The organism is Bdellovibrio sp. (genome assembly GCF_036384735.1).
Taxonomy (GTDB): domain Bacteria; phylum Bdellovibrionota; class Bdellovibrionia; order Bdellovibrionales; family Bdellovibrionaceae; genus Bdellovibrio.
The window spans coordinates 49650-75896 of the sequence record NZ_DASVLT010000010.1 but is presented as its reverse complement, the minus strand read 5'-3'; the positions used below and the strand labels follow the sequence as shown (position 1 = coordinate 75896).

Annotated in this window: 23 protein-coding genes; 7 read left to right on the top strand and 16 right to left on the bottom strand. The window is 45.1% G+C overall.

The annotated features are described in order from the left end of the window. The first annotated feature begins 27 nt into the window (after window positions 1-27). The gene (locus VF412_RS02980) at window positions 28-1494 is read left to right on the top strand and encodes an amidase (RefSeq protein WP_331337715.1); all 1467 of its coding nucleotides are present in this window, start codon (window positions 28-30) and stop codon (window positions 1492-1494) included. Between the two features lie 10 nt (window positions 1495-1504). Here VF412_RS02980 and VF412_RS02975 read toward each other — a convergent pair whose 3' ends face one another. The 4 genes from VF412_RS02975 to VF412_RS02960 all read right to left on the bottom strand — a co-directional run bounded on the left by VF412_RS02975 (window position 1505) and on the right by VF412_RS02960 (window position 6461). Beyond that, window positions 1505-2248: a transporter substrate-binding domain-containing protein gene (locus VF412_RS02975; RefSeq protein WP_331337714.1), complete on the bottom strand. Its 744-nt coding sequence runs from the start codon at window positions 2246-2248 to the stop codon at window positions 1505-1507. Between the two features lie 48 nt (window positions 2249-2296). After that, window positions 2297-3118 carry an ABC transporter permease gene (locus VF412_RS02970; protein WP_331337713.1) on the bottom strand — a complete coding sequence of 274 codons (822 nt, stop codon included), beginning with the start codon at window positions 3116-3118 and terminating at the stop codon, window positions 2297-2299. Beyond that, window positions 3115-3891, bottom strand: a complete 777-nt coding sequence (locus VF412_RS02965; RefSeq protein ID WP_331337712.1) for an ABC transporter permease — start codon at window positions 3889-3891, stop codon at window positions 3115-3117. The genes VF412_RS02970 and VF412_RS02965 overlap by 4 nt, the downstream gene beginning before the upstream one ends. Window positions 3892-4043: 152 nt before the next feature. Further along, a complete protein-coding gene (locus tag VF412_RS02960) occupies window positions 4044-6461 on the bottom strand; it encodes a transglycosylase SLT domain-containing protein (RefSeq protein ID WP_331337711.1) in 2418 nt (805 codons plus the stop codon). Between the two features lie 74 nt (window positions 6462-6535). On the opposite strand from VF412_RS02960, the gene radA reads away from it, so the two are divergent. Together radA and VF412_RS02950 are read left to right on the top strand one after the other, a co-directional pair. Further along, window positions 6536-7927, top strand: coding sequence for a DNA repair protein RadA (radA, locus tag VF412_RS02955; protein ID WP_331337710.1), 1392 nt, complete (start codon window positions 6536-6538; stop codon window positions 7925-7927). 58 nt (window positions 7928-7985) lie between these two features. Then, window positions 7986-8372: a cyclic nucleotide-binding domain-containing protein gene (locus tag VF412_RS02950; protein WP_331337709.1), complete on the top strand. Its 387-nt coding sequence runs from the start codon at window positions 7986-7988 to the stop codon at window positions 8370-8372. Here VF412_RS02950 and VF412_RS02945 read toward each other — a convergent pair. Genes VF412_RS02945 through glpK form a run of 3 tightly spaced genes read right to left on the bottom strand, consistent with a single transcriptional unit; the run spans window position 8369 to window position 11255 of the window. Then, entirely contained in the window at window positions 8369-9073 is a 705-nt protein-coding gene (locus VF412_RS02945; RefSeq protein WP_331337708.1) for a PilZ domain-containing protein, read from the bottom strand. The two genes, VF412_RS02950 and VF412_RS02945, sit on opposite strands and share 4 nt — an antisense overlap. Continuing rightward, window positions 9070-9771, bottom strand: a complete 702-nt coding sequence (locus VF412_RS02940) for a PilZ domain-containing protein (protein ID WP_331337707.1) — start codon at window positions 9769-9771, stop codon at window positions 9070-9072. The genes VF412_RS02945 and VF412_RS02940 overlap by 4 nt, the downstream gene beginning before the upstream one ends. Then, entirely contained in the window at window positions 9768-11255 is a 1488-nt protein-coding gene (glpK, locus tag VF412_RS02935; RefSeq protein WP_331337706.1) for a glycerol kinase GlpK, read from the bottom strand. Before glpK ends, VF412_RS02940 begins: the two co-directional genes overlap by 4 nt. Window positions 11256-11291: 36 nt before the next feature. Here glpK and VF412_RS02930 point away from each other — a divergent pair, with 36 nt between their 5' ends. Continuing rightward, window positions 11292-12062 (top strand): lysophospholipid acyltransferase family protein, encoded by a 771-nt coding sequence (locus VF412_RS02930; protein ID WP_331337705.1) that lies wholly within the window; start codon window positions 11292-11294, stop codon window positions 12060-12062. Between the two features lie 188 nt (window positions 12063-12250). On the opposite strand, the gene VF412_RS02925 is transcribed toward VF412_RS02930, so the two are convergent. The 9 genes from VF412_RS02925 to gpmA all read right to left on the bottom strand — a co-directional run bounded on the left by VF412_RS02925 (window position 12251) and on the right by gpmA (window position 21120). Continuing rightward, window positions 12251-12433 (bottom strand): hypothetical protein, encoded by a 183-nt coding sequence (locus tag VF412_RS02925; protein ID WP_331337704.1) that lies wholly within the window; start codon window positions 12431-12433, stop codon window positions 12251-12253. A 12-nt stretch (window positions 12434-12445) separates the two neighbouring features. Continuing rightward, entirely contained in the window at window positions 12446-12880 is a 435-nt protein-coding gene (locus VF412_RS02920) for a hypothetical protein (RefSeq protein WP_331337703.1), read from the bottom strand. 96 nt (window positions 12881-12976) lie between these two features. After that, window positions 12977-14218: an imidazolonepropionase gene (gene hutI / locus VF412_RS02915; RefSeq protein WP_331337702.1), complete on the bottom strand. Its 1242-nt coding sequence runs from the start codon at window positions 14216-14218 to the stop codon at window positions 12977-12979. A 47-nt stretch (window positions 14219-14265) separates the two neighbouring features. Continuing rightward, window positions 14266-14721 (bottom strand): Hsp20/alpha crystallin family protein, encoded by a 456-nt coding sequence (locus VF412_RS02910; RefSeq protein WP_331337701.1) that lies wholly within the window; start codon window positions 14719-14721, stop codon window positions 14266-14268. A 147-nt stretch (window positions 14722-14868) separates the two neighbouring features. Further along, window positions 14869-16089 (bottom strand): EF-hand domain-containing protein, encoded by a 1221-nt coding sequence (locus tag VF412_RS02905; RefSeq protein WP_331337700.1) that lies wholly within the window; start codon window positions 16087-16089, stop codon window positions 14869-14871. A gap of 34 nt (window positions 16090-16123) precedes the next feature. Beyond that, window positions 16124-17083 (bottom strand): PilW family protein, encoded by a 960-nt coding sequence (locus VF412_RS02900; protein WP_331337699.1) that lies wholly within the window; start codon window positions 17081-17083, stop codon window positions 16124-16126. Beyond that, entirely contained in the window at window positions 17080-17571 is a 492-nt protein-coding gene (locus VF412_RS02895; protein ID WP_331337698.1) for a hypothetical protein, read from the bottom strand. The genes VF412_RS02900 and VF412_RS02895 overlap by 4 nt, the downstream gene beginning before the upstream one ends. Continuing rightward, window positions 17568-20288 carry a hypothetical protein gene (locus tag VF412_RS02890; protein ID WP_331337697.1) on the bottom strand — a complete coding sequence of 907 codons (2721 nt, stop codon included), beginning with the start codon at window positions 20286-20288 and terminating at the stop codon, window positions 17568-17570. Before VF412_RS02890 ends, VF412_RS02895 begins: the two co-directional genes overlap by 4 nt. Window positions 20289-20373: 85 nt before the next feature. Continuing rightward, window positions 20374-21120, bottom strand: coding sequence for a 2,3-diphosphoglycerate-dependent phosphoglycerate mutase (gene gpmA, locus VF412_RS02885; protein WP_331337696.1), 747 nt, complete (start codon window positions 21118-21120; stop codon window positions 20374-20376). Between the two features lie 160 nt (window positions 21121-21280). Between gpmA and VF412_RS02880 the strand changes: the two genes are divergently transcribed. From VF412_RS02880 to VF412_RS02870, 3 genes are all read left to right on the top strand, one after another. Beyond that, entirely contained in the window at window positions 21281-23983 is a 2703-nt protein-coding gene (locus VF412_RS02880) for a 2-oxoglutarate dehydrogenase E1 component (protein WP_331337695.1), read from the top strand. An 83-nt stretch (window positions 23984-24066) separates the two neighbouring features. Next, window positions 24067-25356, top strand: coding sequence for a 2-oxoglutarate dehydrogenase complex dihydrolipoyllysine-residue succinyltransferase (gene odhB, locus VF412_RS02875; protein ID WP_331337694.1), 1290 nt, complete (start codon window positions 24067-24069; stop codon window positions 25354-25356). A 210-nt stretch (window positions 25357-25566) separates the two neighbouring features. Next, window positions 25567-26214 (top strand): hypothetical protein, encoded by a 648-nt coding sequence (locus VF412_RS02870; RefSeq protein WP_331337693.1) that lies wholly within the window; start codon window positions 25567-25569, stop codon window positions 26212-26214. The last annotated feature ends 33 nt before the right edge of the window (window positions 26215-26247 follow it).

Below are 26247 nucleotides of genomic sequence, written 5' to 3'. Positions count from 1 at the left end.
TTTTTTATTTGCGGGGGGACGTTTTGTATGAATGAACTACTCACCTTATCTGCTTTGCAAATCGCTAAGAAAGTCGCTCACAAAGAGGTCTCTCCCACAGAAGTTCTTGAAGAACACATCAAACGCATTGAAGAAGTGAATCCTCGATTGAACGCCATGGTTGAAGATGACTTTGTTCGTGCTCGTGAAACGGCGGCAGCGCAAACTGAACGACTTGCAAAAAGTAATTCAGATCTTCCTCCCCTTTTTGGTGTGCCATTTACTGTGAAGGAAATGTTTGCTTATCAAGGAATGAAGCGCACAGGTGGCAGCATTCATCACCGAAACGACGTAATGAACTGGGACTCGACGATTGTTTCGCGTCTTAAAAATGCTGGCGCTATTCCCATGGGAAGTACCAATGTTCCAGAACTTGGTTTCTGGTTTGAAACTTACAACAAAGTTTATGGTTTAACGAACAATCCTTACAGCACCGAGCGCACTTGCGGTGGCAGCAGCGGTGGTGAAGGGGCGTTGATCGGCGCTGGCGCATCACCTATGGGAATCGGCAGCGATATCGGCGGCAGCATCCGTATGCCAGCCTCCTTCTGTGGGGTTTTCGGTCACAAACCATCCCAACATCTTTTGCCATTTACAGGACACTTTCCCTATTCCCGCGAAGAGATCCGCGATCTTTCTGTCGGTGAGAAATACCCGTACACGACATTAGGTCCCATGAGTCGTCGCGCGGGCGATTTATACACCATGATGGAAATCATGATGGGACCGGATGGTTATGATCAAAGCGTTTTGAATAACGTGAAGCTGAAATCACGTCCAACGGATTGGTCGAAAATGAAAATTGTGATCTGCTCAGATCCTGTTTTTCATTTGGCTCGTCAAACGGATTTTGAACTTGTGCAAGTTACCAAAAATTGCGGCAAGCTTTTCGAGGAATTGGGTGCTGAGGTTATAGAACTTGATCCAAGATTCTTTGTGCACTCGACAGATATGTGGTTTTCGGCCTTGAAATCCGTGAAGAACAAAAACTTTTATGAAGTGTTGATGGGACCGCAGGAAAAATACTCTGTACCATTCGAACTTTTAAAATGGGCTGTCGGTCGCGGAGATTATATCTTCCCAAATTTAATCGTGGCCCTATCGGAAACCCTGGAACGTTCGCCGAAGGACTTAACGGCCGATCTTCAAGCCATGCAAAAGATGCGGCAGGAGTTGGAACACATCCTAGGCGATAACGGTGTGTTGATCTTGCCTCCGCACTCAAGAGTGGCGCCCAAACATCGCGCGCCCCTATTCTCGCCATTTGATTTTATCTATACAGGCATTTTCACAACACTAGGAATGCCTGCAACTTCGGTTCCGACAGGATTGAATGAAGAGGGGTTGCCACTGGGCGTACAAGTGGTTGCGAAATCTATGAACGATCATTTGACTTTGGGATGCGCAGAATTCCTGGAACAAACCTTTGACGGTTGGGTTCCACCGCCTCAATAAGACTTTTCAATCACTGATTTTTCATACTTTGTAGCTTTCTGATGTAATCGTCGACTATCTTTTGAGTGTTGACGTTTTTCAGGGCTTTCTCGAGCACGAGGATCTTGTCGCGATTTTTTTCCGAGATCACAAGATAAATACCTTCTATCTTTAAAATGTGTTCGTTAATTTTTATTTTACTGCGGAACCGATCTGGCATTTGCTCAAGATAGTATTTCGCATTTTCTTCATCTAACAAGGCGGCATCCAATTTTCCTTGGGAAACTAAAAGAATGCGAGCATTATCACTCGGATTTATTACAGGTATGATGACCTTTTTATTTACTAAATCCATGAATTCGTTAAAATATCCTGAGCCTTCGTGCAGTCCGATGCGTTTGCCCTTAAGATCCGTTAAAACAGACCACTCTAAAGGATGAGTCGCATTTTCTACGAATATCAGTTTTGATTCAAAGACCGCTTGAGCTGGAAGTAGATAACCTTTTGTCACACTTGCCGGCCAGGCCAAGTAGCCGAGGTATTTTTGAGTGCGCACTTCACGCAAAACATGAACCCATGGCAAATATGTGACTTCAAGGTCAACATTCACCGTACGAAGAGCTTCTTTTAAAGCCTTCACTCCGGCACCGCCCTCGGGACATTTCGAACAAGAATATGGTGGCCACTCGTCGACAACTATATTCCATAACTCAGCTCTTGCCTGAAATGAGACGGTACAAAGCAAGACTGCAAAAACAAACAATTTCCAACCCATAACCTCATCATAGGCTGGTGTTTGGCAGTTCACAGATCCAGAGACAAATTACACTTTTCTGTCTCGCATATGATCCAGCAAAATGTGGAAGCTCCAGACCGTCAGAAATAAGATTAAAGACGGAAATAAAATTAAATGTGGGAAGCTTGAAAGGGTTTTCCATCCTTCACGAACTAAAATGCCCCAACTGGTATAAGGTGGGTGGACGCCTAATCCGATAAAACTCATGAAACTTTCATAAAGAATATTGGTCGGAATTTGCAATGCAATTAAAACCAATAAGGTGCTGATCATATTCGGTAGAATATGCCGAATCAAAATGTGGGCTCGAGTCCCACCAAGGGCAATCGCAGCTTCAACGAAAGGCTTTCTTTTAATTTCCAGGACCATTCCACGAGTCACTCGAGCCAAGCTCATCCAGTGAGTTGCAGAAATTCCAATGCACAATCCGAGAATGGCCACGACATGTGGATTTTCAATTGGAATCAATAACTGAGTCGTAAAACAAATCACCGATACTAAGATAAAAGTCGGCACTGACATCAAGATGTCACAAAAACGCATCATCACCTTGTCAGCGATTCCTTCAAACCACCCTGCGATTCCACCATAAACAAAACCAAAACTAAAAGTTAAGAAGGAACAAACCAGCCCAATCAACAAGGAAACTCTTCCACCCACAATAACTCGTGCCAGAAGATCACGCCCTAAAGTGTCTGTGCCGAAAATGTGCTGATGGCTTGGAGCTGCCAGAATAGAGTTCACATCTTGAGGAACACCTTCCGAGGGAACATAGGCAAAACTTCCTAAGGTCGCCGCAAAAAGCAGAATAAGAAATAATGAAGCTGTAACCACAAAAATTTTCTTCATGCTTCTTCTCGCAAACGTGGATCAGCCAAAAGCATCAGGATATCCATCAATGTATTCACCAGAATCAGCAAAGCTCCATAGAAAACAGTAATTCCAACAATCAAAGTGTAATCGCGATCTCCTAGCGAGTTAACAAACTGCGTACCAAGGCCTGGAATTGCAAAAAGCCACTCGACCAGGAAAGATCCAGACAATAACGAGGTGACCAGGAAGCCAGCGTAACTTAAAAATGGAATCAAAGAATTGCGAAGAATATGATTAATCAAAATTCCCCACGGACCGACGCCCTTCGCTTGGGCTGTTCTGACATAATCCAGGTGCAGATTTTCGTTCACGGATGTTTTTAACAAACGCACCAACGAAGCCAAGGGTCTAAAGCTTAAAGTCAATACTGGAAGAATATAGTGAATGGGGCTCGTCAAGAAAGCCACTGGCAAAATATCAAAATAAAATCCAAAGATGTAAATTAAAAGAGGTCCCCAGAACAAACTCGGCAACGATAACATCGCAATCATGGATTGATCGATGAGAGTTTCAAACCAGGTTTCTCGGTAGCGAATAGAAACAAGAGTGATCGTAAAGGCACCGATAATCACAAAGGCCAGCGATACAAGGCTCAATCCGAACGTATTGCTAAGGCCATCTGTGATAATATCTATAATTCGCCGATCGGGGTGAATCATCGAGACACCAAGATCACCATGGAATGCTGAAGACAGATAATGAAGTAGCTGGGACAACGCCGATTCTTGAAGGCCCCATCGCTTAGCCAAGGTCTCTTTGACTAAAGGGTTTAGCGCTGTTTCTTCATCGAACGGCCCGCCCGGAAGAAGTTTAAGTAACAAAAAGCTAAGCGCCGCTAGGACTACCAGCGACGCTACAATTTCGATAATTTTCTTTAAGAGGATCCTAAGCCAGTTGTCTCTCAAATGTCATCCCAGTTTTCCTTTCCCACTAGATCCGCGTTCACCTTTACAGGAACTGGCTCTGATAAATAAGGGAAAAGATCTTTTTTGTTGCCGTATAATTTTGAATAAACATATGCATTCGAAACAACGCGTTTCACATAGTTGCGTGTTTCAAGGAACGGAATGTGCTCAATGAACTCATCCGTTTCCAATCCGCCAAAAGAAACCAGCCAGTTTTTGACTCGGTGAGGACCCGCATTGTAACCCGCAGCCACAAGGGGAATTGTATTATCAAAACGATCCATCAGACGTTTTAAATAGCGAGAACCAATTTTCACAGCCGTTTCTGGCTCTAACAGCATCGGTGCTTTAAAATCTTTGTCACCGATAAGGCTTGCCACCTTATGAGCCGTAAATGGCATCACTTGCATCAAGCCCAACGCACCCACCGGAGAAATCGCATCGCGACGGTATGTACTTTCTGCTCTCATGATACCCCAAACAAGTTCTTCGGGAACCACGAACTTCTTAGAGTATTTTTCCACCGGCTCGTTGTATGCCCGCGGATAAGCAAGCTCCCACAGATAACGAATGCCATCGATACCATGAGCCGCTCGGGCGTGACCGAAAGTCACTTGAGCGATATAAGAAGATCTGTTGTAGTGACCTGCCGTGCTGTATTCAGTCATCAAAGTGCGAAGGTAATCGCGATTCGCCGTCTTTCTTTCAATGTCATACAAATCCCAGCGAGCCCACTCATTTTCACCCAAGATCATCAAATCACGGGCGCGCTCAAATCGTTTCATCAAGACAGGATTTGAGAACGTCGCAGAGCTTTCGCTGTCAGTCGCAGAATTCACGGTGTCTTTGCCATCCGTCTCTGCCACATCAACACCTTGTTGATCGCTGCCTTCACTGTCACCCGCTTCTTCCTCTTCACCCTTCTCGTCGTCGGCAGAGTATTGAGTGATCACCATCGTGTCTTCAGATTCAGAGTCATCGCCGCGGTAGCTGTCTTCAACTGTCGGCATTAAGAATTCGCTTGCTGCAAAACGAGAGATCATGCGTGGCTGAACTGGAAGCGGGCTTTGCACAAGTTTCGCAGGCAAAGTCGCATCCATTTTCTTCAGACGAGCTTGCGCTGCAATCGCGTAGTAACCAAGAAGAGGATCTTTCGCAAGTCCTGCCATGATCGTGCGAGCCTGGTCTGTTTTTCCTTGGCGGAACAAACTCATCGCCATCCAGTAAGTCACGCGGTCATCCGGAAATGCTTTCCAGGCTTTTTTGTGTTTACGCTTCTGCACTTGAAGATCTGCAAAAGCTTTATAAGAACCTTGATAATCACCCTTCAAATATTTCAACCACGCCAAGTGCCATTTGGCATCGCGATTCAAGCCCGAGTTCGGATAAACTTTCATGAACTCTTGGAATCTGCGAGCGGCTCCATCGTAGTCTTGAAATTGATAACTTAAAAACGCCGCTTGATATAAAGCCTGACGGCCCGTTTTTGAGCGCGGGCTTAATTTGTAAGCAGAGTAATAAGAACCCACAGCTTGCTGCACTTCCCCTGCGCGAGCCGAAGCGGATGCAAAAAGAATCAAGTAGTCGAAGTTTCTTTTCATCGTCTCGTAATACGGAGTCAGAATCTCTACGGCCTTCGTCAGCTCACCCTCTTGAAGATAGAATTGAGCTTGCATTTTATCGGCAAGGAACTTGTCTGACTTCGCCAATTTTTCTTTCATGATGTTGATTTCGTTCTGAGCTTTTTGATCAAGACCGGCCCAAAGCAAATATCTCACGCGCGTGCGGAAATCCTCGGTCGTGACACGACAATCTGTCGGCTTGCCGTCGAATTCGTTGGCAGCTAAATCCACACTCCAATCTTGAACTTTCGAGTACGCTGGATATTTTTCGTAAAGTTTTTGCAACCATTTGCAAGTCAACGCATGTTTGTTCAAACCTTTTTGCGCCAACGCCAGGTTGTATATAATTTCTGGATATGACTCCGTATTGCGAGTTCTTTTTTCTAACTTTGTGAAAAGAGCTGAAGCTTGTTTATAGCTTTTTTTTGCTAATGCCACTTGGCCCTGAAGATTGGACGCCTCAATGCTCATTTTCACATTCGGTGAAAGAGTTTGAAGTTTTTCGAGCTCTTTTTCTGCGTCTTCGTTTTTATTTGTTTTTAGATAGGCCTGCGCCAAGTAGTAACGCGCGTACTCTTCTAAATCCGTTTTACGTTTTGCGATATTTTCGAATGCGGGAATGGCCGTGTCATACTGGGCAGCTTTAAAAGCGTCTAAGGCTTTTTTAAAAGAATCCAGATCCTCTTTTCCAGATTGCGCAAAAGCCGCAGTGGAAATCACAGTGCTTGAGATTAAAGAAAAAACAAACCACTTTTTCAGGGAGGTCATCATGTCCGCCGCTCCATTATCCATTTGAGATAGTCCGACTCGTCGGACTATCATAGTGCGTCCTTGCTACTATACTTTAATAATGATACCGAATATCCATGGCAAAATCGAAGACGAAAACGATCTATACCTGTCAAAATTGTGGAGCCCAACGACCTAGGTGGGAAGGGAAATGTTCAGACTGCGGCGCGTGGAATTCCTACGTGGAAGAATTGCAGTTGGCAGAGCCGAAAACCCGAGGATGGTCTACCGGGCCTGGTGACTCCGGGACAGCAGCAAACAAACCCGTTTCCCTAGACCAAAGACTTGAAGAGATCAAATTGGATCGTTTCAATACAGGCTTTGAAGAGCTCAACCGTGTTTTAGGCGGTGGCCTAGCTCGCGGAAGTTTTGTTTTGCTCGGGGGCTCCCCTGGGATCGGTAAATCCACTTTGCTTTTGCAAATGGCTGGGGGCCTTGCAGATAACAAACACAGAGTTTTATATATTTCGGGCGAGGAAAGTGTGTCTCAAACGGGTTCTCGCGCTCACCGTCTCGGTATTCGTTCGCCGCTCATTGAAATCGGTTGCGAAAGTAATTTGCACAACGTGATGGAGCTTGCTCGCCACAAAAAACCTGATGTGTTGGTTGTCGACTCAATTCAAACTATGTATTTGTCGGATTTGCAGGCGGCCCCAGGTTCTGTATCGCAGGTCCGCGAGTGCGCAGGTCACTTGATGGGTCTCGCTAAGCAGGAAAATATCACCGTCATCTTGATCGGTCATGTCACTAAAGATGGCAATATCGCAGGGCCTAAAGTGCTTGAGCACATGGTGGACTGTGTTCTTTCTTTTGATGGTGATATCTCTTACGACTTCCGTCTTTTGCGCGCTTTAAAAAATCGTTTCGGCGCTGCTCAGGAATTGGGTGTTTTCCAAATGAATTCGAAAGGCCTGGAAGAGGTTTCCAATCCTTCAGAACTTTTCCTTGAAGAGCGTGGCGATCAATTGATCGGATCCGCGGTATTTGCCTCGATGGAAGGCACGCGACCTCTTTTGTGTGAGGTTCAGGCGTTGACTCTTTCCAGTCCCATGGCGATGCCTCGTCGTACGGCTTTGGGTATTGATGTGAATCGTTTGCATCTTTTGACGGCGGTATTAGATCGTCATTTGGAAATTCGTCTTTCTTCGAACGATATCTTTATCAATGTTGTTGGAGGCCTGAAACTTGTAGAGCCAGCCGCGGATTTAGCCGTTGCCGCGGCCATTCTTTCAACTGCCAGTCGTCGTGATCTTGACGCTAAGACATGTTTCTTTGGCGAAATCGGTCTGACCGGTGAAGTTCGTGGCGTGTCCTTTGTCGAAAATCGGATAAAGGAAGCGGACAAGTTAGGCTTCAAGCATTTCGTGATCCCGGCATCTAACAAACGCCATTTGGCCGATTTAAAAATTTCTAAGGAAAAGAAAATTTCATTTGTCAAAAACGTCCATGATCTGAGTAAAATAATATAAACGAATTTTGTTTATATACTTTAAACCCTACTCCGGCGGAGCCGGAGTGAAGTACAGAATGAATGATGCAATTGTAAAAGAAAACTATGCGCCTGGTGATTATATCTTTTTTGAAGGTGATATTGAACGTCACTTTTATATCGTCGAATCCGGCCAAGTCAGCATTCGCACTCTGAATCGCCAAGGTCAGGCTGTAGAGCTTAATCAAATCAATGAAGGCGAATCCTTTGGTGAGTTCGCCCTCCTAGACAACAAACCTCGCTCCGCTTCCGCAATGGCAGTGAACGATGTCACGTTAGTACGCGTTTCTGAAGAAGGGTTTCAACAATTGATGGAAGAGCTTCCTGTATGGGCCAGCTGTATGTTGAAGTCTTTTGCTGAAAGAATTAAAAAGACAACGGCGGCATTGAAAGACGCCGAAGATCAATTGCGCGAAAAATCTTAACTTTCTTCATCCTTCGCCGACTTCAAAAATAATTCCCTCTGTAAATCAGTAATCAGACTGAGAAGTCGTGTCTCCATGGTTTTGTCGATGTTCATGAACATCGTGCCCGCGGTGTAAACGGTGTCGCCATTCTCGACTCTTTTATTGACGAAACGTACTTGCAGATCAAACTTCATGGGTCGACGGGTTCCAAGTCTTAAGGTGCCTTCAACAATATCGTTTTCCTTGAGATCAGGCTTGGCACCCTGGAATTCAATCCGTACACCACCTGCACTGACATCGACGACTTTGCAATCTTTAAAATATTTCTTCCCGCCATGACCATGAAGACTAAAAAGAGCATCAAAAGTTTCAGGAATCACAACCCGCACGTTCGCTCGACGCTGCAACTGGAAAAGCTCAAAGTTGGTATTAATAAAAACTCCATCTTTAGAGGAACGAAGATAGGCCTTCATGAAATAACGTTCATTGCCGTGATCAAAGTTAAGAACTGCGTCTGAATCGGTTGTTAAACCTCCGGCATCGTCCGTGCGGTGACAAAACAGAATGTCTTCGTCGTCGATACTTACCGCCTCGACGTGACAGGCCTCTGGAGCAGCGCCACGAACGATCAGCTGTAATTTGTCTTTCGCTATTTCCTTGAAAATTTCTTTTCGTTCAGAAATAGGAACTGGTTTAAAAGTACTTTGACCAAGAATCATTTCTTACCCGAATATTTTAAGTAAATTTCTCTCTGCAGATCCATCATCAAGCTGAGCAATCTATTTTCCAGCGTGTGATCAACATTTAAAAACTGCAACCCGGCGACTTGAGTCTTTTTTCCCTGCACATCTTTACTTTGCGCAAAACGAACTTCCAACTGGAACTCGATAGGACGACGTGCGCCCAGGCGAACTGTGCCTTTGATTTTTTCGCCAATTGCAAATGCGGGACAGCTTTCCGGCATTTCGACCTTGATACCGCCGGCGCTGATGTCTTTGATCGTTCCATCTAGGAAGTAATTCTTACCGCCATGCTGATACAAAGTGAATGCCGCTTCGTATTTGGATGGCAAATCAATGCGCGCGTTCGCCCGGCGTTGAAGTTGAAACAAGTCCCCTTCAATATTTAGAACAGCCCATCCGGAATTAAAACTTAATTCTGTCTGAAAGAAGTAGCGCTCGCTCTTAAATGGGAAGTTCACTACGACTTTTTGCTGTTTGTCGTGGCTTTTTGAATCGGCTGTATGGTGACACAAAAGATTTTCATCTTTTTCAATTTGAATTGCGATCAAATGAAAAACTTCATCCGATTCGCCTTTAACGGCGACCTGCAAACGATCGTCGGCAATTTCTCGGAAAAGCATTTTCTTTTCCGAAACACCGACTTTTTTAAAGATCAGTTGATCTTGGAGACTCATTTCACTCTCTCCAAAGCTCTATCCCAGCGTGCAAGACGTTCTTTGCGCGCTTTTGGCGTCATTTTTACTTTGAATTCTTTGTCTGTTTTCCAGATACGCTTTAGTTCGTTTAAATCCTTCCAGAAGCCCACACCAAGGCCCGCCATAAAAGCCGCACCCATAGCGGTGGTTTCAAGATTTTTCGGACGAATGACATTTGTTGCTAAATAATCAGCCTGCATTTGCATGAGCAAATCATTCGCGGCAGCCCCGCCGTCCACTTTCAAAGATTTGATTTTTCTTCCCAAATCTTTTTGCATCGTCACTAAGACATCGACATTCTGCAAAGCCATGGCTTCCAGAGTTGCACGCGCGATATGCGCTTTGGTGCTTCCACGAGTCAAACCGCAAATAAGTCCGCGTGCTTCAGGATCCCAGTGAGGAGCCCCCAATCCCGTCAATGCCGGAACAAACTCCACACCGTCCGTGGTCTCGACAGTCTTGGCCAGTTTTTCAACATCAGAGGATTGTTGGAAAAGTCCTAAGCCATCACGCAACCATTGAACGGCGGCTCCGCAAACGAAGGCTCCGCCCTCAAGCGCGTAGGTCATATCTTGATCTTTCATTTTCCAGGCAATGGTTGAAAGAAGTTTGTTCTTTGATTTTACAATTTTCTTTCCAGTATTGAGCAAAACAAAGCTGCCCGTCCCGAACGTGCACTTGGATTCGCCGGCATCAAAGCAAATTTGACCAAACAAAGCTGATTGCTGATCGCCCAAGATTCCCGCTATTGGAATTCCATCCGGCAAGAAGCCCAAGCCTTGTGTGCGACCGAAGTCTGCGTTGGAAGGACAGATCTCGGGAAGCATTTTTTCTGGAACATTAAAAAGCTTCATCAACTCTTCATCCCACCAGCCCGTGTGGATGTTCATCAACATTGTGCGTGAAGCATTGCTGACATCTGTTTTATGAGATTGCCCGGCCGTCAAACGCCACAGCAAATAAGTATCGACGTTACCAGCAATCAACTCACCCGCACGTGCTTTTTGCGCAGCCTTCGGTACATTCTTCAAAATCCATTGAATCTTTGTCGCCGAAAAATACGGATCTAAAACCAAGCCGGTTTTAGCATTGATCATTTTCTCTTTCTTGGCTTTCTTCAGCTTTTCGCAAATATCTAGCGTACGACGACATTGCCAAACGATGGCGTTATACACAGCTTTGCCGGATCTCTTATCCCACACCATAACCGTTTCACGTTGATTGGTGATTCCGATAGCTGCGATTTGATTGCCGCTAATCTTAGCCTTTTCAAGTGCAAGACGCATCGACCTCTGTGTAGAGTACCAAATGTCCTCGGGGTCATGTTCAACCCACCCTGGTTTTGGAAAGATCTGCTTGAATGTCTCACGAGCCTCGGCAACAAGACCTCCGGCTTGATTGATAATACAAGTTCTAGAGCTGGTTGTTCCCTGGTCAATGGCCATGATAAAAAGAGAAGACATAAACACTCCCGCACAATGGAATAGTCACTCTTAATCATGAAGAATTTTTTGTCGAAACCCAACGAAAAAATTTTTGGCTTGAAGTCCCTCGACAGGGACACGCTGATTTACCGCGTCCTGCCACGTTTTTTGTTAGAGATTCTTCGCAAATACTTCCGCATGGAGGTCGAAGGAGCTGAAAACATCCCTCGCCGTGGCGCCGTGGTTATCGCTCCCAATCATTCTGGATTTTCGGGGTTTGATGCCGTACTGCTTGCCCATGTTATCCAAGAGGAAGCCAAGCGCATTCCCCGTGTTCTAACACACCACTTTTGGTTTTTAACGGAAACGACCGCGATTCCCGCACAAAAAATGGGGTTCACAGAAGCGACCTACGAGAATGGCCTCAATGCCCTCAAAAAAGGAAATGCCATCGTCCTTTTCCCTGAAGGTGAACAGGGAAACTTCAAACCCACTAGCGAGCGTTATCAATTGCAAGAGTTCAAGCGCGGTTTCGTGCGCATGGCCATTGAAGCCCAATGCCCGATTGTTCCAGTCGTTGTCTTGGGTGCGGAAGAAACCCATATCAATTTGAAAAAGTTGAAATTCACGAAGTTCCTAAAGGGCTCGGTGATTCCCCTTCCGCTGAATGTGTTACCGCTTCCTGCGAAATGGAGAATACGTTTTTTAGGGCCAATCATACTTCCTTACAAGCCTTCATCAGTGGATGACGCCGAACTGGTTCACGATATCGCCCAGGACATCCAAGAAAAGATGCAAGCGGCGATTGAAAATGAGCTGACCAAACGTGGAAATCCATTTCTTTAAAAAAAAGGCTCATATGACTGAGCCTTTTTTTATTTAAAATGTCTTAGTAAAACTATTTAAAATTGATAGTTGTACCCGGTAGGATTTGCGCCAACTGTTCAGGATTCGATGACAGCATTTAGACAGGAACTATTCACAGGGACTGTCGACATTTTAGACAAATCCCCAGCCTAAGGGCGAGTGTATGCTTATTGATTGGAATCAGGGATATCGGCACCAATGGCCACCATGATCTTGTGCCATTTCACTGTAAGGATGCCACCGTTATCAACGTCACGGCTGACCAGTTGTTTTGCTAGCAGGGTCGCAAGAGCCACCGCTAATACGAGGAGGAGCACATACTCCACCACGATTTGACCTCTATTATTCATAGAGAAAGAATATCACACTTCTAACGGAGCGACAGCTCGAAGAATCTCAGCTGGACGCCAGTTTTCCATAGTGAGACGTAACGTATCGACCAAAAGATCCATATTCTCGTCTTCAATAGGACCACGAAGTCCGATCACCACATCCTCATTCCACTTTTCAACTTCAAGAGGACCCTTGATCGCTGCATTCATGTTTTCAAAAGAAAGAAGAAAGCTTTCCTCAGTTGGATAAACCATCACAAGAATATTTGCGCCGGATGCTTTTGCTTTTTCTTTCGCCATCGCCAACTGATCAGCTAGACGCTGTTGCACTGAAAAGTAAATCTTCAATGCCAGTGCTTCATGGAACTGAGCAAAGTAGATACGAACGGGACCATCAAAGATGGCACTGTTAAAAGCAGGATTAAAATACTTCGACTGCATTAAAGTGGTATACGATGTCCTCATGCTGTAGCTCCCCCTCACCACAACCCAAGACTAGAAAGAAAAGAGTACTTAATTCAAAGGAAATTTTAAGAATCTTAAATTTTCTGACGCGTAAAATCATTTAAGACGATCAAAAACCAACTTCCCTCGAGAGAAAACTTTCTTTTCTACCACCTCACCAACGCTATAGAACATGCATCGCCAATCTTGTGGAGTGCATAAGATATCAGCACACTTTCCAACTTCGATTGATCCCGTTTCATTCTGCAAATTCAGAGCGAAAGCCGCCCCCACTGTGTAAGCAGAGATCACTTGAGGAAGCGACATCTTCATCTCAAGGCGCGCCAGCAACCCGACTAAATTCAAATCCTGTGTCGGAGAAGTGCCCGGATTAAAATCCGTCGCCAATGCCACGCGGGCTCCGGCTTCGATGAGCTCCTTCGCGGGTGGATATTTTGTGCGTGTATACAAATCTGCGGATGGCAACATCACACACGTAACGTTGGATTTCGCTAATGCCTGAATTTCTTTGTTTGTGATTTGCAACAAGTGATCGCCCGACAGCGCCTCCACATTGATAGCCACTTCACTGCCGCCACTTAGGGTCATTTGATCGGCATGGATCAAAACATCGAAGCCCATTTCTTTGGCGCGACGAAGATATTTTTCTGACGCTTCCTTAGGAAAAAATCCTTTTTCGATAAAAACGTCCACTCGCCCTGCCAGCTTTTTCTTTTTCACAACCGGAAGCACTTGATCTGCCAGGAATTCCAAATAACTTTCATAGGTTTTAAATTCCGGCGGCAAAGCATGAGCACCAAGGAAGGTACTCACCGTGCGAACACCTTCAAGATTTTGCGCGGCCTGAAGAACCTTCAGTTCATCCTTTAAATTCAAAGCATAACCAGATTTCATTTCAATTGTGGTCACACCTTGACTGATGAAATGGTTCACACGCTTTTGACCTTCTTGTACAAGTTGCTTCAAAGAAGATTCACGGGTGTGCTTCATCGTCGATAAAATACCACCACCTTTAGCGGCGATTTCTTGATAACTGACGCCCTGATTGCGCATCTCGAATTCGGCGGCTCGATTGCCTGCGTATATTAAATGTGTGTGACATTCAATCAACCCGGGCATCACTGTCAGGCCTTTCATATCGTGCTCTTTAATTTTTTTGCGCGCGAATTCTTTAGGAAGTTTTCCTGTAGGTCCCATCCATGCGATTTTTTCTTTTTCGATCAGGACGGATTGCTTCTGCAGTATTCCCAGATCTGCCTCGGTAATACGGCGGCCGTCTTTGCGACGAGCCTCTTGCAATGTCAAAAGAGTCGAGATGTTTTTTAAGAGAATGCCCATGTGGTCATTCAAACACATGGGCATCGGGGATTAAAGGGAAAAAGGAACTATTGAATTTTAATCGAATGACTGCGTGCACCTTCCGCCTTTGGAATAGTGATGCTCAAGACACCATCTTGGAAGGCCGCTTGTACTTTGGAAGCATCTACGTGAGCTGGCAAACTGAAGGATCTTTGGAATTTTCCGTGGACTCTTTCAGAATAGCGACTCTCGCCTTTGGCTTCATTTTTTACTTCTTTTATTCTTTCGCCAGAAATAGTGAGAACGTTGTCGTTGATATCGACTTTAATCTCCTCTTTTTTCATTCCTGGTATATCCGCCGTGACTAGATAAGCATTGTCTTTCTCGTCTATATCGACGGCTGGAGTAAAATCCATTCCCGCACCGCGAAGTGCTGGTGAATTTAGACGATCCATGTCGTTAAAGAATTCTTCAAATTGATTAAATAAATCGCTGGAAGGCAAACGACGCGCACTCCATGGTGATAATGAACGCATAGGCATACAATCCTCCTTGTTTTAATAAATAAAACTTTTGGAAGTTATCCGGATTCACTTCTCACAATTAAGTATGGAACTGATTTGAAAGCTGTCAAGTTAGGGACCTTTCACTTTTTTGCGAAAGGTCCTGAGAATGTTTTTTAGATCAAATTAATGCTTGGCGGGGGCGAACCACATGTCAACGACTGCGCCCTTCTTTTCTTTGCCTTTTTCAACAAAGACAAATTCACTTCGTTCACGGACTTCTGCGCGGTTGCCCACACCATTCGTCGAAGAACTATCGTATTTCAACGAGATGGATTTAATCCGTGACTTCAAAAGCACCAACTCTTCTTTTTGACTAATGCCATCACCATTTTTATCAAACCATAAGAGAAGCTTATCGAAGTCCTTGTCTTTATTGTCAATCACACCATCGTGATTGGAATCAAACTCGCGCAAGGCTTCAAAACCGTTTTTATATTTTCCACCTTCAGAACCAAAAAGCTCTTCAGCTTTTGTGATTTTGCCATCGCCGTCACGATCAATGGCAATGAAAGCCCCGGCTGATCCTTTCTCAGGCCAAGTAGTTTGACCTGTCGGATTCAAAGGAAAAGCAACATTGCCAGTGAACAATGGACGTTTTGAATCAAAGAACACCATCAGTGGCGAAAAGAAACCTCCGCAGAAGCCAAACTCACCCGGGAAGTAAGCGTCGACATTGTATTGTTTCATATCTTTTGACGAAGCCGTGTGCACCGTTGCCGATAAATCCCCGGTATAACCACGATAGTCACTTGGGTTCACAGAACTCTTCATACCAGGTCTGTAGTAATCACCGCCGTAAGGCCCACGACCTGTGCCCGCTTGTGCATCAAACTCTTGTGTGAAAGAAACTGATTCAAGCTTCGCATCTAAATTTGCCTGCGAGATATTTCCGTCGGCATCAACATTCACAGTGGAAGCAATGGGAATATTTAAGCGCACGACATTACCTGTGACCGCCCCGGTGACATTCACCCCCACCGGAGAAGAAATAGCTGAAGCCGGAATAGCGCGCGTATCAATTAAACCTCCGTCAGAAACGACAGAGCCTGGATATTTCACGATAAATGTTTTTTCAACACCGTGGTCTTTAACGACCATCTTAATATTTACAATTCCTAACGGAGAAATTGGATTTGTCACATAACGAAGATTCGTACCGAAGCACGTATTCGTGACAACAACGGAAAGACCATCTTGTGTATTTCTTGTGACCTGTCCGGAGAGGACCACGCCTTGAAAACCTGCAGATGCCCCGGCTCCGGAATTGACGGTTCCAGGTTGATCAGCCGCAAACGCTGGCGACACCACGCCCCCCAGAAGAGACACCAAAGTCCACTTCAACATACAAGCCCCCTTTGCCGCTAACAAAGTTAGTGGTTTATTTCCCCTTGCGAACAATCTCAAACGAAACCAAAGAGTCCTGGGGATTCTTACGCGAGAAAACAATGCCTTCAACATCGGAAGCCACTAAAGCCCCGCTTTGAAACTTGTTTCCACTATACAAAGATCTCCACAGACTCACTTTCCCCGTGGTCTTGTCCTTATCTAAATAATACTTGATGATTCCAACCGCTTTCAATCGCACCAAAGGAGCGGCTCCTCCCATGGGCGGTATATTCCTTAGGAAGGCATCCTCAGTATCTATTGTCTCGCTCGGATACATGGGATTTGTCCTATTGATGAAGTTAGAAATTCCCAAGGCCGCAAGCTTCGTGTCACCTACACCTTGAACAACTCCCACAAAAACCGGCGACCGGGGCGGGCGATTGTAGTTAGGGCCAAATGGAGTCATCTCTCGCACCTGAGCCGGAGTATCTAACATAAGCACAACTCCCGGCTGCCAAAACTTGCTATTGGCTTTCGTCACTTCATTGTTTTGATTGAGGGAAACAAAATTTAAAGGTGCCGCCGTATTAGGGTCCGCAGGTACATAAGGGATTTTATATGCAAGACTTGGCGTGTACATCAATGTGCCACCTAATTTGTCATTCGTAATCATAAATATAAATTCAGTCTTGCCAGCCATAGAAAGTGAAATTTTACGAGCCTTGTCATCCACAGAGCGTGTGGATCGATCTGCATCAAAATCAAAAAAACCAAGGCCGTTATCATCAGTGACAAGGATATTATTAAAAGACGGTTCCGACATCTTCAGATCACGCAGCAACATACGCTCTGCAATCACATTGTCAGTGCTATCTTCCAAGTCATTAACGATTTCTTTCTGGGTTTTCGCACTGAATGTGAAGAAAGAAGCTGCAACCATACCGACGATGGCCAGAAGCGACACCCCCACTAACGTTTCAGCTAAAGTAAAACCCTTTTGATTTAACTTCATTGCGCATTCACCACAAATTGATAATCTAGATAGCCAAATGTCCCCACAGACGTGGGCGTTCCCTCTGCCGTTGGCATTCCTTGGGCCCAATCTTTATGACTCATTCGCACAGTCACGAGATAAAGACCTTTCATATTTGGATAAGCTTGAATGACATAACCATAGCGGCCCGGGCAGCCAGGACACTCTTTCGCTGTGGAGATGGTGCCGTTCCCCCAGGCCATAGGAAGTTTGTCTACAGCCAATGCCCGATCACGCTCTTCATCTGTGCCCGCGTAATTGATTTGATACATGCGCACATTAGGACGAATATTTTCAATCACATCATTGATTTGCTTGTACAACGAGTTTTTAGTTCCGCTATCCTTCGCTACTTTTTTCATTCCCATCATTCCCGAAATAAAAAATGATCCCACCAGGGTCAGCATCGCCAAACCTAATAGAGCCTCAAGAATAGAAAGGCCGTTTTTATTTTTCAGCTGCTTCATATTCCGGACTCCCTTGAAACTTCAAGAACATAGAAACGCACCATTCTGTTTTTACAGACGTGGGAGCTTTTTCCTTCGATGGCACCGCAGTCAGGATCTACCGTTGTCCAACGGAATGGATCAGCTTTCGATCTTAACGAAATCGCGTTGCAACGATAAAGATTCGAAACATCGGTGATCGATGGATACGGATGCCAAACCGGGAAGCGATTGATCGAACTGCAATCCACGTTGTTCTGACCTTTTAGAATTCCGACTTGGCGAAGCTCGAAAGTAGCTTGGGGATGATAAATAGTGCTCCAACGAATCCCCGCGGCATAGGCTTTGTCGTCGATCTCCATGGCCTTTGTTACGATGATCGAACCGATAATTCTTAATGCCGTTGTTCTTGACTCAATAATCAATCGTTCGCACGTGAGGAATCCCGATACAAAATCTGCCGAAGATTTTATGATACAGTCTTTCGCTATGGATTTAACAATAAACGATGCTGTTCCCGCAGAGCGCGAAGCATTGCTTCCGTCGAAAATATAATTCGTACGATCTTCATACTTGTTGGTGAAGGACCAAGAGTTTGTCGAGGTGCCGGTAAAGACCGTCCCCCAATCTGTTCCCGCAAAAGCTGTTGACCCACTTGTTCCTTGGGTCGCACAAGCGACATCCATATTCATATTGATATCGCCACCTGGAAGATCTCCTTTCGAGTTTCCAGAATTGTCAGAGACGTTATTATAAGGAATGAAGTCAGCTCCACTGCGTTTGAAGTTTAAGTAACCATTGGTTTTGATACTCAAACGCAAAGGATAGCCACGATCAAATGCGACGTCATAGGCTTGGAGATATAAAGACACATCTTGAGGTGTTCCCATACTATTCACGAGCAATTCCCCATGTTCAAATTCGACATGGAAATCTTTGAACACGGGATTTGTGCTATCCGGATTAGGTGCATCGACAGAGATCTTAATAGTCGGCTGAACATTTTGCTCTGCCTCAACTTTCACCAGTTGATTTTGGTAATCGTCTAACTTGGCCTTGGCATCGGCGAAATCTTTTTCCTTCGCCATGCGCTGATTTTTGAGACTGTCGAGTTTATTATTTGCACGATCCAGATCCGCTTGAAGATCGGCAATGTGACGCTGATCTTGCGGGTATTTCCCTTGTTCAGCGGCCAGGTTGCTTTGAATCGAAGCCACATCTTTTTCAGCCGAACGAACATCTCGATCTAAGTTTGTTAAATCCGTACTGATCTTATCGCGGGTGCTTTGCGCATCACTGATTTTGGCCGAGATGGAATTCTTCAATTGACTCAAATCAATCTTCGGCGCGAGCGTCAAAGTTCCATTATCAGGAATATCTGCCTTTAACGATAAACCGTCAAAATTCAAAGTAACCTGGGCAATAGCGCCATTTTTATTACTCAACGAATAGGACGCAAGTCTTCCTTTTGTCACTGTCGGAGCTCCCACTTCGCCCCGTTGACGAGTGAAGACGTTGCCCAAAGTCAAACCCAAACGGTAATCAAACTTTGACGACGTTTTTTGTGACAACAAGCCACGCAAAGTACTGTCAACGGTTTTGCGTAAATCCGTCATCGCCAACGTACGATCAATACACTGCTGCATCAAATCTTTGTTCACAGAGGTTGCCGCACTTTTACCTGACAAATTATCAAGACCGCCATCACGGCCCCCATCAACATCGACACCTTTTTGGAATCCACCAAACTCACGAATGCTAGACCAGAACTGGTCGGAGTCACCACCCGCCGTAGCAGGACGAAACTCTTTGCCTCCGCGCATGATCGGCCCATCACCCATGATCACTTTTTCATTGAAAGATACGGGAGAGTACACAGTATCTGACTGTGTATCGTCCACCGTCTTCGGCAAATAAATGCTTCCATTCACGAAAACCGGGCTATCGAAAACAAGTCCTGGATATTGAGCACGCTCTGCCTTCGAACTAAATTGACGAATGTATGAATCACCAACTTGCAAACCTCCACCTGAGGCCACGTCCAAATGAAGATCATTCGCCACGAGCAAAGCAAAACTTCCCACTTCACGGGGATAAACTCCAACAAAAGATGTTGCCGTCAACCGACTGCTACCCACTTGAATGATTTCACCCGCCTGATTAAGCAAACTCACTGTGACCTTCAAATAAACCTCGCGACCATATTCTGGAATGATCCCGCGAAGATCCCGCTCGATGGTCACATCAAACGCAGTCACTTTGTAACCTTTAAGGTCCGAGATGATTTTATAAATTGGATGAAGTGATGAAAAGTTGGCGACAGGAATTCGTGCCGTGATTTTCTGAAGTGGAGCTTGGTCCGCCGCTGCATAGCCCATGGTTTTCAGGAAATCCACGGTCTCTTGCTTCATCAACACGCGCTCGACAGAACGCGGATGAGATAATAATTCCGCCGTCGTTGGGTTTTCACTTTTGCCACAGTTTTCTGGCATCCAAGAATCAGAAAAACACCAGCGTTGCTTCACTCCTAAAAGAGTGAAATCCAACATCGAGTGCAGAGCTAAGCGTGCTGTGATGATCGAAGCAGATTTTGTAACCTGTTGGCGATTTTTGATAACCGTGGGAGTCAAAAAATAGACAAGAGCGCCAACGACTGCGATGGCGACCAAAGCTTGAATGAAGGCGCTGCCATGATTATTTCGAGATAACAGCAACCCCTGTGGTTTCAGTGGTTTCATTCGAAGAACTCCCCTAAGAGTTCTTCGACAAAATTGGACTAGACCTTAAATAAAATATGCTAAGTATTCCCGAATTGAGACGATCTTACTTCGCTTTTCCTTGGTTTGCGACAGCTTCCATGGCGGCACGCACCTCTTCCGGATCACCGACAAACTCTTTTTTGATCACTTTCAAATCTTTATCGAGTTCGTACACAAGGGGAATCCCCGTTGGCATGTTCACACCCATGATCTCATCGGGAGTCATATGTTCAAGATGTTGCATCAATGCACGCAAACTGTTTCCGTGAGCGACGATCAAAACTTTTTCCCCCGTTTTGATTTTCGGAGCGATCGTGTCGTTCCACAGCGGAAGAAATCTTGCCACAGTGTCCTTCAAAGACTCTTGGCTAGGTAAAAGCTTCGGGTTCACATGTTTATAGCGAGGGTCATGAGTTGGGTGGCGAGGGTCACTCGTTTCCATTGGTGGAGGCGGAACATCGTAGCTGCGTCTCCAAATTTTGACTTGCTCTTCCCCATGACGGGCCGCAGTCTCCGCTTTATTCAAACCCTGTAGGGCTCCGTAATGTCTCTCGTTCAGACGCCAGTCTTTGTGGACAGGAAGCCACACCTGATCAAGTTCGTCTAAAACGAAATTCAGAGTTTTAATCGCTCTTTTCAGAACGCTCGTATACGCGATATCAAACGAAAAACCTTTATCCTTCAGAGCTTTTCCGCCCTTTAGAGCTTCAGCTCGACCTTTCTCTGAAAGATCTACGTCTTGCCAGCCTGTGAAACGGTTCTCTTGGTTCCATACACTTTCACCGTGTCTAATAAGCACCAACTTGTACACGTTTAAACTCCTTCATTTCCGTATAGAAAAGAGCTATCATGACAGGGCTTTCATTGAATATCAAAACTCTTGATTTTGCTACGCATTAACGAGTTACAAAGTCGTGAGATTTTGAAAAATTGAGGCACATCTCAATCGCCGATAAAACGAAGGACTTCTTGTGAACAACAACGGTATCAACAGTTCAAATCTTGAATACATTGAACAGCTCTATGCTGACTTCAAATCGAAACCAGATTCTTTGGCTGGTGAATGGAGAAGTTTTTTTGAAGGAATGGAATTCGCCCAAGAAGGCAAATTCGGAATGTCTGACAAAGAGCTTGCCGTATACCAACTCATTCAAGCTTACCGTGCGAACGGACATCTTGAAGCAGATTTGAATCCTCTTTACGCTCCTCAAGCAAACGAAGCTCTTGCACTAAAGACTTTCGGTCTTGCTGACAAAGACTTGAATGCAAAATTCCAAGTGGGTGCGTTGGTGGGAAAAGCAAACGCGACGTTGGCTGATATCATTGCTCACTTGAAAAAAACTTACTGCGGTAAAATCTCTCTTCAAGCCTCTGATGCGGCTCCTGCAGAAGTGAAATGGTTGACTCAAGAATTTGAAGGCGCCCCTTACAAAATCGCGATCGAAGAGAAAAAAGACACTTTGGCCGCTTTGACTAAAGCCGAGTCGTTGGAAAAATTCGTTCACACTCGTTACGTAGGAACAAAACGTTTCTCGATCGAAGGTGCTGATTCGATGCTTCCGATGTTGAACACCTTGATCAACAAAGGTTCACAAGCTGGTATCAAAGAACTTTTCCTTGGTATGGCCCATCGTGGTCGTGTGAACACACTTGTTAATTTCTTCGGCAAAAGCGAAGAGTACGTGTTCGGTGATTTCAACGGACCACTTGAAACAGAAAAACCAGTTGAAGACTTCGACAACGACGTGAAATATCACTTGGGTTACAAAGCCGAAAAGAAAACTCTTTCTGGCGCCACTGTGAAAGCCACTATGGCTTACAACCCTTCTCACTTGGAAACTGTCAACGCCGTTGCTTTGGGTATGGCTCGTGCGGCTCAAGACTTGGCTGGTGGCGATAGAAAATCCATCGTCCCCGTTTTGATCCATGGCGATGCGGCTTTCGCAGGACAAGGTATCATCCAAGAAACTTTACAAATGGCTGGCGTGAAACCTCACACCACTGGCGGCACTGTTCACATTGTCGTTGATAACCAAGTTGGTTTCACGACGAACGGCAAAGACACTCGCTCGACTCGCTATTCTTCTGATGCGGCGAAGATGTTGTTCATCCCCGTTATTCATGTCAACGGTGATGACGTTGAAGCTTGCGTTCGCGCTGCCGATATCGCCATTCGTTACCGTCAACAATTCGCTAAAGACGTTGTCATCAACTTGATCTGCTACCGTAAATACGGTCACAACGAAGGTGATGAACCTGCGTTCACTCAACCGTTGATGTACGATATCATTAAGACTCATCCAACTGTCCGCGAGATCTACATTAAAAAATTGACTGCTGAAAACAGCGTTGATCAAAAATCTGCTGACGATCTTTACCAACAAGCGATGGATCGTCTTCAAAAGATCTATGAAGATACAAAAAAATCTCCGCCGAAATTGAAAAACTTCAAATTTGAAGGCAACTGGGCAGGTCTTCGCAAAGGTCTTGAGGCTGACGCTGAAAAACCTGCGGATACAACATTCGATTTGGCAAAACTGAAACAAATCGGTGAAAAGATCGGCTCCTACCCTGCCGACTTCACTCCTCATCCAAAATTGATCAAACTTCTTGAAGCACGCAGAAATATGGGTGCCGGTAAAGAGATGATCGATTGGGGCATGGGTGAACTTCTAGCTTATGGCTCTTTGTTGGCTGAAGGAACTTCGGTTCGTTTGACTGGTGAAGACTGTGTGCGTGGGACGTTCACTCACCGTCATGCGGGTATGTACGATGTTAAAACGAATAAAGCGTACTTCCCTCTTGCTGATCTGAATCCAAAAGCAAACTTGCTAGTGGCTGAATCTATTTTGTCCGAGTACGGCGTGATGGGTTACGAATACGGCTATTCTGTGCAAGATCCTAAATCACTTGTGATGTGGGAAGCTCAGTTTGGTGACTTTGCCAACGGCGCGCAAATCGTGATCGATCAATATTTGGCTGCTGCTGAATCTAAATGGCAACAAATGAGCGGCTTGGTGCTTCTTCTTCCTCACGGTTATGAAGGTCAGGGACCAGAGCATTCATCAGCTCGTTTTGAACGTTTCTTGCAACTTTGTGCTCAATACAACATGCAAGTGGCGAATCTTACGACTCCGGCGCAGATCTATCATGCTCTTCGTCGTCAAATTCGCAGAGATTTCCGCAAGCCATTGGTTATCATGACTCCAAAATCTTTGTTGAGACATCCTCGCGCTGTTTCTTCAATTGAAGAATTGGCAAAAGGCACATTCCAAGAAGTGATCCCTGACACTGTTGATAAATCGAAAGTGGATACAGTGGTGTTTGTTTCCGGCAAACTTTACTATGAGCTTCTTGAAGAAAGAGAAAAAACAAAAAAGGAAAACATCGCTCTAGTTCGTCTCGAGCAAGTTTATCCTTTCCCTGCTACAAAAGTGACTGAGGTATTGAAGTCTTACCCTAAAGCGAAAACTTTGGTGTGGGCCCAGGAAGAACCGCGCAATATGGGCGCCTTCCAACACGTCTACTTCAAGTTCATCGATGTGGTTCAAAAAGCAGGTTTGCAACTTCGCTTTGAGTACGCAGGTCGCGCAGAAAAAGCGTCACCAGCTGTGGGTTCAGTCCACAAACACAAAGCTGAACAGGCAGAGATCATTAAAAGCATTTTTAGCTAGAGCTGGCTTGCGCTCTGGCTTCGGCTAGAGCAGGTAAGTAAAATTTGATTTTTAAAGTTTAATTAGCGTAAGGACGTTCATCTATGAAACAAGAAATTAAGGTTCCCGCGGTCGGTGAATCCATCACAGAAGCTACAATCGGCAGCTGGACAAAAAAATCTGGCGATTTCGTAAAGCGCAACGAAGTGTTGATGCTTCTTGAAACTGACAAAGCCAGCGTTGAAGTTGTTGCTGAAAACGACGGTGTATTGACAATTCTTCCAGGTAACGAAGCTGGCGCCACAGTACAAATCGGCGCCACTGTTGCCACTCTAGATACTGATGCTAAACCAGCGGCGGGTGCAGCAGCTCCAGCGGCTGAAGCTCCGAAGGCGGCGGCACCTGCTCAGGCAGCTAGTCCAGCCCCTGCACCAACCGGCGCAACGGCATCCTCTACTTCTGCGGGCAATCAACATCTATCCCCTGCGGTTCAAAGAATCGTCACTGAAAATCAAATCGATCCTTCAACCGTTCAAGGAACTGGTAAAGATGGTCGTTTGACGAAAGGTGATGTTCTAAATGCTCCAGCGGGTTCTGCAAATGCTTCAGCTTCTGCGTCTGCAGCGGCTCCGGCAGCTCCAGTGAAAGCAGCAGCTCCAACTGTTGTTCCAGTTGCGACAGGTCCTTCGAAACAAGGCGAGAAAAAACTTGTTCCGATGACTACAATCCGCAAACGTATCGCTGAAAAACTCAAAGAAGCGCAAAACACAGCGGCTCTTTTGACGACTTTCAACGAAATCGACATGACGAAAGTGATGGAGCTTCGTGCGAAATATAAAGACAAATTCAAAGAAAAATACGGTCTGAACTTGGGTTTCAATGGCTTCTTCGTAAAAGCCTCTGTTGAAGCTTTGAAAGCCTTCCCTGCGGTCAATGCATGGATCGTAGGAACTGATATCGAGTATCACAACTACTACAACATCGGTATCGCGGTATCGACTGAAAAAGGCTTAATGGTTCCTAACGTTAAAGACGCTGATACATTGTCACTAGCCGGTATCGAAATCGCGGTTCGCGATTTGGCTGCTAAAGGCCGTGATGGAAAAATCTCTCCGAACGATTTGGGTGGCGGGACTTTCTCTATCACGAACGGTGGTGTGTTCGGTTCTTTGCTTTCAACTCCGATCTTGAATGCGCCTCAATCAGCGATCTTGGGTCTTCATAAAATCCAAGACCGTCCAATGGCAATCAACGGTAAAGTTGAAATCCGTCCCATGATGTACGTGGCTTTGACTTACGACCACAGAATCGTTGACGGTAAAGAAGCTGTTAGCTTCCTTGTAAAAATCAAAGAGCTTGTTGAAGATCCTGAAAGACTTCTTCTTGAAGTTTAATTGATCCCCACATAAGTTCGACTCATCAGACTCTGACAACTCAGAGTGCAAACAAAGGCCTGGTATTCACTGGGCCTTTTTGTTTTTTGGAGCCTCACTGTCAAATCCATATACAGGTAGTTCTTACCTGACTCTCTGAATTTTAAGCCGGCCTCTTTAAGTTTCGTTCCAATTGGATTAAAACATGAACATCTCTCAAGGACGTTTCCTATGGAATTACAAAAAAACACAGGGCTTGATCTAGCTCCGTCTTTTCGCGCAGATTTGGAAGAGCTTTCTGCTTTACTTGGTGAAATTGGCTATAAGATCAGTCCGTATAAAAATGCAGAACTGAAACATTTTAAAAAACTGTCACTCGAAAAGCAAAAAGAAGTCGCTCAATATTTAGAAGTCTATTTGCAAACGCTGAAAGCGGAATATTTTGGCGGCAATTTTTCCCATGAAAAATTCGTGATTCGCTTTCTCTTCCGTTTAGGTCTTCTTCCTTCTGAAGACATGACCGAAAGCATCCGCAATGAAAAATACATTCAGATCTATAGCCGCGATCAATTGCAGATCTTCAGAAGTCTTGCTTGTTATGAACGCTGTTCGTTCACTCTTGAACAGATGACAACACGCCCATGGTACGACCTCTGGGAGCGTGAAAGTCTCTTCTATTATGCCTGTTTTGGATTAGCAACGACGGCCTTAAAGATTATTAAGTTCACAAAGCTGCGCTTGGACTTCCCCCATCATCGCGTGACGGAAGTGGACACCTCAGAAAGCTTTACTTTTGATTATAAAATCAAATCATTGAGCGCACTGACTCGCCAAAATAAATTGCAGGCAGCTCTGTTGATCGAAGATTGGAAATATTAAAGCTCTTTGTGGATATCCTTGATGATCTGCATG

Bases quoted from the DNA above. Each gene is read 5' to 3' on its own strand.
- VF412_RS02905 (WP_331337700.1), bottom strand. From the start codon at position 16,089: ATGTTGAAGTGGACTTTGGTGTCTCTTCTGGGGGGCGTGGTGTCGCCA.
- odhB (WP_331337694.1), top strand. From the start codon at position 24,067: ATGAAACAAGAAATTAAGGTTCCCGCGGTCGGTGAATCCATCACAGAA.
- hutI (WP_331337702.1), bottom strand. From the start codon at position 14,218: ATGGGCATTCTCTTAAAAAACATCTCGACTCTTTTGACATTGCAAGAG.
- VF412_RS02940 (WP_331337707.1), bottom strand. From the start codon at position 9,771: ATGAGTCTCCAAGATCAACTGATCTTTAAAAAAGTCGGTGTTTCGGAA.
- VF412_RS02970 (WP_331337713.1), bottom strand. From the start codon at position 3,118: ATGAAGAAAATTTTTGTGGTTACAGCTTCATTATTTCTTATTCTGCTT.
- VF412_RS02870 (WP_331337693.1), top strand. From the start codon at position 25,567: ATGGAATTACAAAAAAACACAGGGCTTGATCTAGCTCCGTCTTTTCGC.
- glpK (WP_331337706.1), bottom strand. From the start codon at position 11,255: ATGTCTTCTCTTTTTATCATGGCCATTGACCAGGGAACAACCAGCTCT.
- VF412_RS02960 (WP_331337711.1), bottom strand. From the start codon at position 6,461: ATGGATAATGGAGCGGCGGACATGATGACCTCCCTGAAAAAGTGGTTT.
- VF412_RS02895 (WP_331337698.1), bottom strand. From the start codon at position 17,571: ATGAAGCAGCTGAAAAATAAAAACGGCCTTTCTATTCTTGAGGCTCTA.
- VF412_RS02975 (WP_331337714.1), bottom strand. From the start codon at position 2,248: ATGGGTTGGAAATTGTTTGTTTTTGCAGTCTTGCTTTGTACCGTCTCA.
- VF412_RS02890 (WP_331337697.1), bottom strand. From the start codon at position 20,288: ATGAAACCACTGAAACCACAGGGGTTGCTGTTATCTCGAAATAATCAT.
- VF412_RS02920 (WP_331337703.1), bottom strand. From the start codon at position 12,880: ATGAGGACATCGTATACCACTTTAATGCAGTCGAAGTATTTTAATCCT.
- VF412_RS02900 (WP_331337699.1), bottom strand. From the start codon at position 17,083: ATGAAGTTAAATCAAAAGGGTTTTACTTTAGCTGAAACGTTAGTGGGG.
- VF412_RS02930 (WP_331337705.1), top strand. From the start codon at position 11,292: ATGAAGAATTTTTTGTCGAAACCCAACGAAAAAATTTTTGGCTTGAAG.
- VF412_RS02945 (WP_331337708.1), bottom strand. From the start codon at position 9,073: ATGATTCTTGGTCAAAGTACTTTTAAACCAGTTCCTATTTCTGAACGA.
- VF412_RS02925 (WP_331337704.1), bottom strand. From the start codon at position 12,433: ATGAATAATAGAGGTCAAATCGTGGTGGAGTATGTGCTCCTCCTCGTA.
- radA (WP_331337710.1), top strand. From the start codon at position 6,536: ATGGCAAAATCGAAGACGAAAACGATCTATACCTGTCAAAATTGTGGA.
- VF412_RS02910 (WP_331337701.1), bottom strand. From the start codon at position 14,721: ATGCCTATGCGTTCATTATCACCATGGAGTGCGCGTCGTTTGCCTTCC.
- VF412_RS02950 (WP_331337709.1), top strand. From the start codon at position 7,986: ATGAATGATGCAATTGTAAAAGAAAACTATGCGCCTGGTGATTATATC.
- VF412_RS02980 (WP_331337715.1), top strand. From the start codon at position 28: ATGAATGAACTACTCACCTTATCTGCTTTGCAAATCGCTAAGAAAGTC.